The sequence below is a fragment of the Streptomyces sp. NPDC005374 genome, assembly GCF_042872225.1.
GTDB lineage: Bacteria > Actinomycetota > Actinomycetes > Streptomycetales > Streptomycetaceae > Streptomyces.
On record NZ_JBIAKA010000006.1, the window covers coordinates 47,510 to 60,749 of the forward strand.

A 13,240-nucleotide genomic window follows, 5' to 3' on the forward strand; every position below is an offset into this window, starting at 1 on the left:
ACAGGGGCCGGTCAGACGGGTGTGGCGGGCTGGGGCAGGTCCTGCTCGTCCAACAGCACGAGTTGGGCCGCCTCGGGCGCGTTCAGTTCGGCGACCCGCATGGCCTGCCGTTCCGTCATGCGCTGGAAGAGCTGACGGGCCGTGCGACCGTTGCCGAACTGGGCGCCTCGCGGGATCAGTTCGACGTGCTCAGCCAGCGCCTTGCGGGCGCCCGTACTGAGTTCGTACTGGTGGCGCTGGGCGTGGTGCTCGACGATGCTGACCAGTTCGGCCGTGGAATAGTCGGCGAAGACCAGGCTGCGGGTGAAGCGGGAGGACAGGCCGGGGTTGGAGCCGATGAAGCGGTCCATGTCGTCCGGGTATCCGGCGGCGATGACGACGACCTCGTCCCGGTGGTCCTCCATCAGCTTGACCAGGGTGGCGATCGCCTCGCCGCCGAAGTCGTTCGCGGTCCCGGCCGGGACCAGGGCATAGGCCTCGTCGATGAAGAGGACGCCGCCCCGGGCGCGGTGGAAAGCCTCGGTGGTCTTCGGGCCGGTGTGGCCGACGTACTCGCCGACCAGCGCGCTGCGGTCGACCTCGACCAGGTGGCCGCGGGCGAGCAGGCCGAGGGCCTTGAGGAGACGGCCGTACAGGCGGGCGACGGTCGTCTTGCCGGTGCCGGGGTTGCCGGCGAAGACCAGGTGGCGGCTGAGGGGCGGGGCGGGCAGGCCCGCCTGTTCGCGCAGCCGTACGGTCTGCATCAGTTTGACCATGCCGCCTACGTCGCGTTTGACGCCGTCCAGGCCGACGAGTTCGTTCAGCTCGGCGAGCAGGTCCTCCAGGGTCTCCGGCTCGGGTTCGGGCTCGCCCTGCTGGGCCAGGCCCGGGGTGCCGGCCGCCGGCACGGCGGGGGTGGTCGGGGTTCCCGCGGGGGTGCGGGGTGCGGCCGGGGCCGTCGGCAGGTCGGAGAGCGTCGGAAGCAGGGCCGTGCCGACCCGGATCGAGGCGCAGTCCTCGAACACCGGCACGGCGCCCTCGGCGAGTTGCGCGTCGTGGCCGCAGTCGAAGACCCGGCAGCCCCGGAACCGCGGGGTGGCGCCCCGGGCCATGTGCAACGCGGGGAACGCGGTTGCCGACACGTCGCAGTGGTCGAAGGTGCCGCCGGACTCCTCGCCGACGAGGATCCCGTTCTTGCCGGTGCCCTCGATCCGTACGCCCCGCACCTCGGCCTGTGCCTTGTGTCCCAGGACCAGGCCGCCGGCCCCCGCCCCGGAGACTCCGCCGCCCTCCATGACCAGCCGGGCCCCGGTGTCGACGGTCACGCCCGCGCCGCCGACCTCGGCGATGCGGGTGCCCCGCAGCACGGCGACCGCGTCGGCGGTCAGCTCGATGCCGCCGCGCCGCTGCCCGGTCACCGAGCAGTCCAGGAGCTGCGACTCCCGGCCGGAGCGCACCCGTACGCCCGTCTCGCCGTCCTCCACGCGTACGGCGGCCAGCACCACCTGTGCCTCGTCGTCCACCTGCACTCCGCACGCCCGCGCACCGGCCAGCGTGGTCCGGGTGACCTCGGCCTGCGCGCTCCCGGCGGCCGACAAGGCGTGCTCCCCGCTGCCGGTCACCCGGCAGCCGGTCACCACCGCGACCGCCCGCTCGTCCAGGTGCAGGGCCGAGCCGCCCGTCCGGGCGAACAGCGAGTCGGCCAGCGCCACAGTCGCACCGCCGGCCGCCAGCAGCCCGTGGCCCCCCGGGTCCAGCACATGGCAGCCGCGTGCCGTCAGCCGGGCCGCGTCGCCGGCCTCCAGGCCGTGACCGCCCGCCCCGGTGATCCGGCAGTCGGTCAGCTCAGCCCGTGCCTCGTGCGAGACCTGGACACCGGAGCGGGCCACGCCCTCGATCCGGCAGTCGGCGAGCAGCGCCTCGGCGGTGTCCTGGACGAGGACGCCGTTGCGTCCCGCGCCCACCAGGCGCACGTCGCGCACCAGCAGCCGGGAGCCGCCACGAGCCCGCAGCGCGGACCCGGAGTTCTCCTGGATCCGCAGCCGCTCGGCGAGCAGCACGGCCGTGCCGGACAGGACGGCGCCGATGCCGTCGACCGACTCGATCACCGTGTCCTCGACGCGGGCGCGGGCGTCCCCGGCGAGGTGCAGCGCGGTGTGCTGGGCACTGCTGAGCCGGGTCCTGCGCAGCACGAGGACGCCGCCGCCCAGCGGGTCCGCCAGCTCGGCGGCCAGGTCGCTGTCCAGGTCCAGAGCGGCGTTGGCGACCGCTCCGGAGCCGTCCGGGGAGCCGAGCACCTCGATACGGCCGTGGCCGAGCCGGCAGTCCTCCAGGCTGAGCCCGGCGGCGTCCTCGACCCGGATCAGCGCCTCCATGGGGTCGGCGCCGCGCAGCACCAGGCCGGTCAGCAGGCACTCCGGGGCGGTGACGGTGAGGGCGGTGCCCGCGGGGGCCCGCAGGACGACCGAGCCGGGGCCGTACTCCGGTTCCAGTGTGACGCGCCGGTCGAGCCGCAGGGTCTCCTCGTACTCGCCGGGCGCGACGGTGACGACCGCCCCGGCGGGTGCGGCGGCGAGCGCCGAGGCGATGCTGCGGTGGGCGCCCCGGCCCTTGGGCGCGACCCTGATGACCTGGTCCGTCACGTGCCGCCTCCGCCGTTCCAGCCGTTGCCCCCGACGACCGAGTCGCGGACCACACCGCTCAAGTACATGTTGGAGAAGATCTTGTCGACCATCTTGCCCATCCCCGCCACCACGAAGATGTCGAAGAAGCCCTGGCGGTGGTACCAACGCCCGGCGATGTTCTGGGTGATGATCGTCCGGGCCAGGCCGGTGCTGACACCGCCGATCACACCGGCCGCCGCGCCGGCCGCGCCCACCAGCAGCGCGTCCGCGCCGTACAGGTGCACGGTGTTGCCGTCCTTGTCCTTGACGCCGAAGATCGCCGCGCTCGCGCTGCCGCCGATGAAGCCGGAGAGGGCGCCGCCGAAGATGCCGAGGCCGAAGTCGTACGTGCCCGAGCGCCAGCGGGTGACCTTCTCGTTGCCCGCGAACTCGCCCTGCCAGCCGTCGTCGTTGGGGCGCCGGGAGTAGGGCTGGCCCATGTCCATCTGGCCGAGGCCCGTCTTCCAGGGGCCGCCCCGGAAGGTGGCCAGGTGTCCGGCGGAAAGGGTGCCCTTGACGCCGGCGCTGACGGTCGCGCCGAAGGCCGCCTTTGCTACGTCGTTCCAGCCGAACTCGCCGCCGGTGGCGGCCGCGACGATGCCGTAGACGACCAGGTTCATGCTGAAGTCGAGCAGCCACTCCTGGCCCATCTCGACGGCGAGCATCTGGGCGGCCTTCCCGGCGAACGGCGTGTAGACGGACTCGCCGCCGACGCTGCGGCCGAAGTCCCAGCGGTTGGGCTCGCGCCACATCCGGCTGAAGCCGCGGTATTCGCCGAGCGCGCCGATGTAGTTGGTCTCGCGGCCGATGAGCGTGGTCCGGCCGAACGTGTCGGTGTTCCAGATGTATCCGGAGATGGCGCGCTGTTCGAGGAGCGTCGTGCCGGTGGGGCCGCCGTAGCGCCGCCACTGCTTGTGCCACTCCTCGCTCTCCAGGAAGGTGTTGTCGCCGAGGTCGGTCTTGCGGCGGATGTCGATGCCGTTGTCGAACTCCTTCCATACGTTGGAGTTGAACGTGCCGCCGACGTCGGAGACGTACTCGCGCACCCGGAACGGCGCGTCGGTGGCCCAGGAGTGGATCGGGCCGGTGGCCGGGCGGGCCGGGATCTCCTGCACGGTCATGTGGTTGATGGTGGCCGGGTTGTTCGGGTCCGGGGTCGCCACCTCGTCCCGCCAGCGGGCGTCCTGCCGCCAGGCCGTGAGCGGGTTGCCGTTGGAGTCGATCCAGCTGCGGATCCGGTTCGCGGCGCCGCCGCCGAAGTCCATGACGTTGCCGTGCCGGTCGATCTTGTTCCACTGCCAGGTCTCGATGCCGGTGACCGGGTCCCGGCTGACGCGCCAGGCGTCGACGGTGGTGCCGTCCCCGAGCAGCCGGTGCTCGCGGATCAGCCGGAGCTCGTCGGTCGGCGTCATCCGTTCGAAGTCCTGGAACGACTCCTTGTCCCAGGCCCAGGTCTCCATGCCCCGTTTGTTCTCCGTCACCCGTGGTCCGCGCGTGCCGTTCGGGCCGCGCCACTCCAGGTTCTTGGCTCCTGCCGTGCCCGTGGCGGTGATCGTGACGGTGTTGTTGCCGCCCGCGGCCGGGTCGGGCCAGGTGTCCTTGCGGGCGACGACCATGCCGTGCGGGTCGTACCTGGTCCAGTCGCCGTTGCCCGCGTGGATGTTCTGCCGGGAGGCGATGTCCCCGTTGCCCGCCTGGCCGTCCGGACGGACGGCGGGGGCGGGCCGGTACTCGACCACCGAGCCGTCGTTGAGCCCGGTCCTGGTGACGTGCCACTGCTTGGTCGCGTCGGGCGAGAACCAGTCGCCGTTGGCCCGGTTGGTGGTGAAGCGGTCCTGGAAGAGGATGTCGGTCTGCTGGTAGCCAGCGCCCGGCTGCACGGTGAAGTCGCCCTGCACGTAGGTGCGGTGGCCGTTGAGCTTGCCCGCCCCCTCCGACCAGGGCAGGTAGTTGGGCCCCGCGTTGGCGCCGGCGCGCGGCGGGACGTTGGCGCCCGCGGGCAGCGGGACGTTGCCGACGGTGAGGTCGTTGCCGCTGGCCACCTTGCCGGTGACCCGGACGACGCTGCCGTTCCTCGCGATGTCCGTCGTGACGCCGCTCATGCTGACGAACCGCACGCCCCGCTGGGGCAGTCCGCCGGCGGCGGGCGTCAGCTTCCACTCGTGGATCTGGTACCTGCCGTCGAACCGCAGCCAGTTCGCGTTGGCCAGGCTGGTGGCCCGGTAGTCCCCGCTCATCGCCCAGCGGGCGAAGAACGGCGGGCGCTGCTCGGCGAGGCGTTGGGTCTCCAGGAAGTCGCCGTTGCTCAGGGTCGTGCCGCGGCCGTTCTCCTTGCCGTGCGCGGAGTGGGACATCCAGTCCCGCTTGGGGATGCCGTCCGCGCCCATCTCCACCTGGAAGTAGCGGCGTACGTCGTGCGGGGTGGGGGTGAAGCGGCCGAACTTCTCGTGGACGAGGGTCGACGCGTTCGTCTTCGGGTGGTGCATGGTGTCGGTCCAGCCCCGCCCTGGACCCCACTTCCTGGCCCCTTCCGCCAGGTGGTTGTAGTCCGCGTCGAAGCGGTGCCAGGTGCTGCGGCCCGCGCTCTGCGTCCAGACCGTGCGGTCCAGGTTCGCGAACACATGGCCGCCGTCCGGGTTCTGCTGGAAGTGGTGGACGCGGGTGTCGACGCCCCGGGTGGTGGTGACGTCGAAGTAGCTGCGACCGCTCTCGCCCCAGTGCCGGGTGCCGTGACGGGTCGCCACGCCGGCCCCGTCGAACTCGGTCCACACACCACGCTGGTTGAAGCGGCCGAAGGTCCCGGCTCCGGCGGAGGAGTGGTACGCGTCGATCGAGCCGCCGTTGCCGAACGGCAGCGGGCGGCGCTCGAACACCTCGGCGCCGGAGTGGCCGAGCAGCCTGAGCCGGCCGTGGTCGAAGCCCTTGAGGTCGACCGTCCCGCCGTCGTACCAGGGCCGGTTGGCGTTCTGTGGCCGCGGGGTGCCGGTCCCGTCGAGGTGGACGCGTACCCAGGTCGGCTTGGCGCCGCCCGCGGCCGGATAGGTCACCTCGATGTGCTGGTTGGGCTTGATCTGGCCCTCGTGGATGACGTTGATCCGCTGGGAGGCGAGCCGCCCGTCGGCGTCGTACAGCTTGAACTCGCCCTGGTGCGGGGCACCGACGCCGTTGACCTTGTACTGGCCGTTTTGCATGGTGACGTGGGGTGTGCCGGGCGGCGGGGTGGGCACCTGGGCCAACTCTCCGTCCAGGACGCGGAGCTGGTTGATGTCCGTGCGCAGGAAGCGGGTGCCGATGCCGTCGCCGAGGCGCACGGTGTCGTAGAGGCGGGTGCCGTTCGCGTCGTCGACCCGGAAGATGCCGCCCTGGCCGGCGTCGACGACGGAGCGGTCCAGCCTGCCGTTGTTGCCGTGGAGCTGGAAGCTGCCGTCCGCCTGCTCCACGCGGTGGCCGCCGCCGGGCCGCGCGGTGACCTTGACGTTCGGGATCGCGGCCAGGTTGTTATCCAGCAGCTCCAGGGCTCCGCCGGGGCGGACGCCGGCGTTCTGCCCGAGCCGCGCGCCGGCCCCGTCGTAGAGCCGGACGGCGTCGATGTCGACGGTGCCGTCCGCCGCGTTGTGGACCCGGATGTGGCCCGGTTGTTCGATGAGGTAGCTGCCGTCGGCGCGGACGGTGAAGTTGGCGTTGGGGACGGCAGCGCCGTCGGCCTGCCTGAGCACGGCCGGCCCGCCGCCCGCCGGCGTGTGGACGAACTCGCCGTTCGCGTGGGGGGCGGTACCGCCGGCGAGTTGCCGGACGTCGGCGGTGTGGACGCCACCGGCGTCGACAAGGACGTGGTCGTCGCCGCGGATGATGCGGAAGCCGTTGCCGGCGCCCGGCTGGGCGACGGTGGTCACGTTCCGGCTGCCGATCAGATGGCCGGTGCCGTCGGGGTTGAGATGGAGGCGTCCGCCGTTCAACGCGCCCCCGGTCAGCGGGAGTTCGTCGCGGACGTGCGTGAGGTTGGCGTCGTAGAAGGTGATCCGGTTGTTGGCGGTCGGGACCTGGTACCCGCCGCCGACGGGAGTGATGCCGCCCTGGGGCGCGCCGGCCGCATCCGTGCGGACGACCACGCCGCCCCCGACCGGCGTGTGCACGAACTGGCCGCCCGCCGCACCGCCGTTGAACGGCCGGGCGTCGTGGGTGTGCCCACCGGCGCTGTCGACGACCGTGTGCGGCTGGCCCCCGCCGTGATCGATCCGGAAGCCGCCCGAGCCCCGCTGCGGCTCCACGTGGGCGCGCTGCAGATGACCGCCGGTCGCGTCCAAGAAGTCGTGGGTCGTGCGACCGGCCTCGGGAAAGCGGATCTGATGGCCGTTCGGCACCGGCAGCACCCGGTGCACATAGGCGCCGTCGACCCCGTACACCCGCAGCCAGCTGCCGGTCGTCTCCGACACATGGAAACCACCGCCCGGCAGGACCGTGACGTTCACCGTCGGTTGGCCCACCAGGTGGGCCGTAGTGCCGTTGGCGTCGATCTGCAGCACCGTGCCGTTCGACGCGCCCCCGTTCAGGGTGAGGTGGTCGTACGCGTAGGTGTAGTTGGCGTCGTAGAACTCGATCCGATTGTTGGGGGCGCCCGGGACACGGTACTCGCCACCGACATGGGTGACTCCGTCCGTCTGGACCACCCCGGCCGCGTCGGTGCGGATGAGCCCGGGCGGCCTGCCCGCCACCGGCGTGTGCACGAACTGGCCGCCCGCCGCACCGCCGTTGAGCGGCCGGGCGTCGTGGGTGTGCCCACCGGCGCTGTCGACGACCGTGTGCGGCTGGCCCCCGCCGTGATCGATCCGGAAGCCGCCCGAGCCCCGCTGCGGCTCCACGTGGGCGCGCTGCAGATGGCGGCCGGTCGCGTCCAAGAGGTCGTGGGTCGTGCGACCGGCCTCGGGAAAGCGGATCTGATGGCCGTTCGGCACCGGCAGCACCCGGTGCACATAGGCGCCGTCGGCCCCGTACACCCGCAGCCAGCTGCCGGTCGTCTCCGACACATGGAAACCACCGCCCGGCAGGACCGTGACGTTCACCGTCGGTTGGCCCACCAGGTGGGCCGTGGTGCCGTTGGCGTCGATCTGCAGCACCGTGCCGTTCGACGCGCCCCCGTTCAGGGTGAGGTGGTCGTACGCGTGGGTGTAGTTGGCGTCGTAGAACTCGATCCGGTTGTTGGGGGCGCCCGGGACACGGTACTCGCCACCGACATGGGTGCCGCCCGGCTGGGGCGCCCCCGCCGCGTCGAAGTGCCGCAGGCCGCCGGCGCCGCCCGGCGTGACGTCGATCCTGACCGTCGTACCGCCGAAGTGGCCGCCCTGCAGGGTGATCTGGCGCTCGGCGCCGACCAGCCGGGTGCCGTTCGCGTCCACGTCGAAGTCCCAGTGGCGGGTCTCGCCCCCGTTGACGTGCTCGATGCGGACGACGTTCCCCTGGCCGATTCGGTCCGCGCGCAGCCCCTGGAAGCCGTTCGGGTTGGTGATGTTCGGGAGGGACCCGGGAGTGATGTCGACGCGGACGCCGTTCAGGCCGGGCACGTTGACCGCGTGGGTGGCGGGTGCGCTGTTGAGTCCGGAGGGGCCGGCCGCGGCGTTCTGATGCGGCAGCGGGACCTGCGGGGTGAGGTTCTGGAGCTCGATGTCCGGGATGACCCTGCTGTCGATCTGCTGGTGGTTCAGGGCGGCGCTCAGGTGGTAGTCCGTGCGGCTGACGCCGCCCGCGACGTCATGCTCGATCCTTAGGAACTGGCCGCCACCGCCCGGCAGGGTCTCGAACGTCGCCCTGACTCCCGGGGTGGCCGGGACGACCTGCGGCCCGGTGGCCGTCGGGGTGACCTCGACCCGCACGTTGGGCAGCCTTGGGATGTTGGTGAAGGTGTGCTGCAGGTTCAGGGACTGGGACTCGGTCTTGACCATGAAGACCTGGATGTTCCGGTGCTGGTCGCGGAACGCCGCCAGGTCGACACGGCCGAGCTTCGGCAGGTCGACGAAGAGGCCGTCGTTGCCCAGCAGGCCGAGGGGGCCGTTCTTGGCCGGTCCCCCGGTGCCGGGCGGCGGGACGTGCGCCCCCGGGCCGCCGTCGAGCCCGCCCGGGGTCGGAGTCGGGGTCGGGGTCGGGTGCGTTCCCAGCGCGTTCGCCGGCGCCGGGTTCACCGCGGGCGTACCGCTGACGGGCGCGTCCACCCGTCCCAGGGCCGTGGCGGGCGGCACCTCCACATGGGCGGCCCCGGCGCTGACATCCGACGCGCCTCCCCTCAGCCCGTTCACGCTCCCGGTGGGCGGGACGTCGACGCGGCCGACCGACGGCATGCTCACACCCCCGGAGCCCGGGACGTCCACCCGGCCCACCGAGGGCACGTTGACGCTCCCGACCGACGGGATGTCCACCCGGCCCACGGACGGCATGTTCACGCTGCCGGTGGCCGGAACGTCGACGCGGCCGACGGACGGCATGGTCACACTGCCGGTGGCCGGGATGTCCATCCGGCCCACCGACGGCACGTCGACCCGGCCCAGGGACGAGCCGACGCCGTTCACCGAGGGGATGTCGGTCATCCGCGCGGACATCGCGGGGGCGTCCACCCGTACGGTCGTCGGGCCGTTCGACAGCGCCCCCGGGTTCGACACGTTGACCTGGTGCAGACTCGCCGTGGGGACGTCCACGCCGCCCATGTTCACCGTGGGCACGTTGACCTGGCCGAGGCCCATCGTGGGCACGTTGACCTGGGAGACGGACGGGACGTCGACCTGGCCGACGGACGGCGAGGACACGGACCCGAGGCCGTTCACCGAGGGGATGTCGGTCACCCGCGCGTCCATCGACGGCATGTCCACCCGCACCGCGGTCGGCCCGGATGCCACCGACCCCAGACTCGGTACGTCGATCCGGGCGACGCCGACCGCGGCGATGTCCCCCACGCTGAGGTCGGCGCCCCGGAGCCCGGCCACGCCGACCGTGCCGACCTGGCCGATCTGACTGACCTGGCCCAGCTGCGGCAGGGTCACATTGCCGATGCCGCCCAGCTGGGGCATGTGCACACCGCTGAGCCCGGTGACGGCGGGCAGATCGGTGATACGGGCGCCGATGGCCGGCACGGGCGCGTTGAAGGACCCGCCGAGCCCGCTCAGACCGCCGGTGAGATTGACGTTCCCGATCGAGGGCGACAGGTTCAGCGACGGCACGCTCGCCAGCCCCGCGCCGAGTCCGCCGGTCGGGGTGGGAGTGAAGCCGCTCACGTTGATGTGGGACAGGCCGCCCAGGTCGGCCCCGGGCCGCAGCAGCGTGAGCCCCGAGGCGGCGGCGCCGCTGATCTTGCTCGACGCGCCGAGGAACTGACCCCCGGCGAAGGCCCCGTACCGGTACATGCCGAAGACACCGCGGTCGATGACGCCGATCCTGAGCGCGAAGAGCAGGCCGTTGCCCATCTCGTCCGCGGCGACCGGCAGGAAGAACCGCAGCCCGTTGAGCCCGCGCACGCCGTTCAGCATCGTGCTGCCCAGTGAACTGCCCAGCCTCCCGATGCCGTTGAGGCCGCTGATCACGGTCCGCACCGCGAAGAAGCTCTTCGCACCGAGCAGGTTGATGACGGTCAGTTCGTTGGCCAACGGGACGACACCGAAGCCCTTACCGAGGCCGGCCCCGCCCATGGTGAAGCCCTTGAGTCCCGGCATGAACGTCAAGGGGGTGAACTTCATCCCGTTGATGCCGCGCAGCCCGCCGTTCAGCCACACCCCGGTGGCCCGAAAGGCGTCGTCGACACCGAACGTCATGCGGCCGAGCAGCCCGAACGCGTTGGGCCCGCCAAGGAGCAGGTTCTTGCCGCCCTGGAAGGCGGAGACACCGGCCCCCTTCAGCCCCTTGAACACCGCGCCGACGTTGATGCCCTTGGTGGTGGGCGCGATGACGCCCAGGATGGAGAGCACCAGCTCGGTGACGCTCGCCTTGCCCTGGGAGAAGTCCACCGCCGTCTTGATCAGCAGCGCCACGTTGAGCCCGATGGCGAACAGCGCCAGCGGACCGCCGACGATGATCGCGGGGATGATGAGGATCAGCGCCAGCCAGCCCAGCGCCTTCCAGAACTCCTCGCACTCGTCGATCGGCGAGGCGATGCTCTCCGCCGCCGTGGTCAGCGCGGAGGCTGCCGTCTCGGCGGCCTCCGACAGGATGTCCCCCGCGTCCTCGGCGGTGGACTTGTGCGTCTCGCGTCCCTCGTCGTCGTCCTCGGCCAGCGCGGCCGCCGCGGTCAGGGCGGCGTCGGCCCGCTGCTGCTGGGTGCGCATCACGCCGACATAGGTCCGCAGCGCGGCCTGGGCGTCCTCGTGGGCCCGGCGGAACGTGGTGACGTAGTTGCGCAGATCGCCGTCGATCACCTTGCGCAGCGCGTCCGCCGTCTCGCCGATGAAGGCGCCGTCCGTGGTGTTCTTGATCTCCGTCAGCCCGGAGTCGATGGTGTCCGCCAGGGTGACCAGTTCGCCCTGCGAGGTGATGATCTCGTCGATCCGGGCGGCGTCGCCCGGGGTGGGGTCGCTGCCGAGGTCGAGCGCGCTCCAGTCGGCGGGACGAGCCATCGGGGGCGCCTCCTTCTGCTTCCGGGACGTGCGTACGGGCCCGTCATACGGGCCGTCATCTGTACCGTCCACGCACCAGGACCCCGAGATGGTTCAACGCACGGGAAAACAGTGTCGGTTGAACCTTCCTGGGGTCCTGGTGCGTGGACGGGGCGGAAGAGGCGGACGGCACATCAGGAGGTACGACGCGTGGCGGACTTCTCCATCGACTACTCGGCCCTGCACACGGTCCAGAAGAAGATGCACGACCTGGCCGACCAGGCCGACTCGGGCGGCGCGACCGGAGCGTTCAAGGAGGTGGGCGAGGACACCTCCAGCGAGCGCAGGGCGGTCTTCGGCGACTCCGGTCTCTCCTCGGCGTTCAACCTCTTCTACCGCCGCTCCAGCTCCCGTACGAAGCAGGCCAAGGACGGGCTCGGCCAACTGGCCGACGTCTTCAGCTCCGTTGCCAACACCTTCTTCGACGCCGATTCCCAACTCTCCAGCGCGGCGGGGCTGATGGGCTCCAGCATCGGCCTCGACGACTGGAAGAACGACACGGAGGCGTACGAGGACTGGCAGGAGGACAAGACGGCGTGGGACGCCTACCTCGACGAGATCGGCGCCGGTGATTACTTCGACCAGCACCCGGACGCCGACATCGGTGAGGTCTGCCGGGCCGACGGCGCCCCTTCCTGGTGTGAGACCTGGCAGAACGACACGGACGCCCCCGATCCGCCGGGCCCCGCGCCGGAGAAGCCCGCCGACGACCCGCCGACCACGTACTCCTACGAGGACGAGAACGGGAAGGTCGAGGTCAAGGTCGAGCTGAACGACCAGTACGACGTCATGAAGGAGACGTCGACGATCACCACCCCCGACGGCCAGTCGTACACGTCGGTCACCACGTACGACTCCGCCCCGAAGATCATCGATCCGGAGGGCAACGGCACCAAGGACGCCTTCGACGCCCGCGACTACACCATGGTCACCACCTACGCGGACGGTTCGAAGACCACCAGCGTCTTCGCGATCGGCGACGACGGCTCGGGAACCATGACGAGCACCGACCAGGACGGCAAGGTCACCGTCTCCACCCGCTCCGGCCCGGACGCGGAATGGGTGACCCCCGAAGACGACGACGAAGAGTAGAGACCGGGAAAGGACCCCTCCCCCATGGCAGCCAACATCAGCCTCTCCTATACCGAGATCGAGCGTGTGGCCAACCTGCTGGACACGAGCGTCGACCAGACCCTGGTCCCGCGCATGGACGAGGCCAAGCAGGAAGTGGACACCCTCCTGGACACGGCCCTGATCCTCACCGAGTCCAGCCCCGCCCTCCAGGTGCAGTACGAGAAGTTCACCACCTCTCTGAAGGAGGCCACCGACAGCATCAAGGGCTACGCCGAGCAGTTCCGCAAGATCATGGAGTCGGTGAAGGGGATGGACCACGACATCGCCGAGAAGGTCAACAGCAGCGGCCAGTAGCCCTCCGGGCAGGTCGCCGGTCCAGTAGCCCGAGCAGTCGGACACCCCTCAGGAGGATCACGATGGCAGCAGGAAATCCCGATGTCCTTTTCGATTACGACGAGATCGCCCGGGCCGCCACGGCCATGGGCAACAAGCTCACCGACATCTCCAACGAACTGGCCGACCTGGAGACCACGGTGAGCGGCCTGCTCCAGGACGGCCTCGTCTTCGAGAAGGCCAGCCCCGCGCTCAAGGACGCGTACGACGCCTTCAGCAAGCAGATGAAGTCCTCGGCCAGCAACATCGGGGAGTACGGCAAGAGCTTCCAGGACATCGGCGACTCGATCGCCCAGTCCGACCAGGACATCGCCAACGAGGTCATCAAGGCCCAGAACGAGGCGAACGCCTGACCCGGTAACGGGAGTAATGGCAAAGGGGGGTGGGGGGGCCGGGCCCCGCCCCCCCCCCCCCCCTTCTGTTCTCTTATTCCTCCAGCGCCCGGGGCGGGAGCGGGTAGCCCATCGGGGGGGGCGCCGCGCCCGCCCGCCACCCCCGCCCCGG

5 protein-coding genes are annotated in these 13,240 nt (G+C 71.4%); 3 read left to right on the plus strand and 2 right to left on the minus strand.

The window, feature by feature from the left end; translation table 11 throughout:
- Positions 1 to 11: 11 nt before the first annotated feature.
- Together ACFYRX_RS16480 and ACFYRX_RS16485 are read right to left on the minus strand one after the other, a co-directional pair.
- Positions 12 to 2,621, minus strand: coding sequence for a right-handed parallel beta-helix repeat-containing protein (locus tag ACFYRX_RS16480; protein WP_389100076.1), 2,610 nt, complete (start codon positions 2,619 to 2,621; stop codon positions 12 to 14).
- Entirely contained in the window at positions 2,618 to 11,230 is an 8,613-nt protein-coding gene (locus ACFYRX_RS16485; protein ID WP_389100078.1) for a hypothetical protein, read from the minus strand. The genes ACFYRX_RS16480 and ACFYRX_RS16485 overlap by 4 nt, the downstream gene beginning before the upstream one ends.
- Positions 11,231 to 11,419: 189 nt before the next feature.
- On the opposite strand from ACFYRX_RS16485, the gene ACFYRX_RS16490 reads away from it, so the two are divergent.
- The 3 genes from ACFYRX_RS16490 to ACFYRX_RS16500 all read left to right on the plus strand — a co-directional run bounded on the left by ACFYRX_RS16490 (position 11,420) and on the right by ACFYRX_RS16500 (position 13,089).
- Complete coding sequence (locus ACFYRX_RS16490) at positions 11,420 to 12,361, plus strand: serine/arginine repetitive matrix protein 2 (RefSeq protein ID WP_389100080.1); 942 nt, start codon at positions 11,420 to 11,422, stop codon at positions 12,359 to 12,361.
- A 24-nt stretch (positions 12,362 to 12,385) separates the two neighbouring features.
- On the plus strand, positions 12,386 to 12,697 hold the full coding sequence (locus tag ACFYRX_RS16495) for a hypothetical protein (protein ID WP_266555158.1): 312 nt from the start codon (positions 12,386 to 12,388) through the stop codon (positions 12,695 to 12,697).
- 62 nt (positions 12,698 to 12,759) lie between these two features.
- Positions 12,760 to 13,089, plus strand: a complete 330-nt coding sequence (locus ACFYRX_RS16500; protein WP_266555159.1) for a hypothetical protein — start codon at positions 12,760 to 12,762, stop codon at positions 13,087 to 13,089.
- Positions 13,090 to 13,240: the final 151 nt, after the last annotated feature.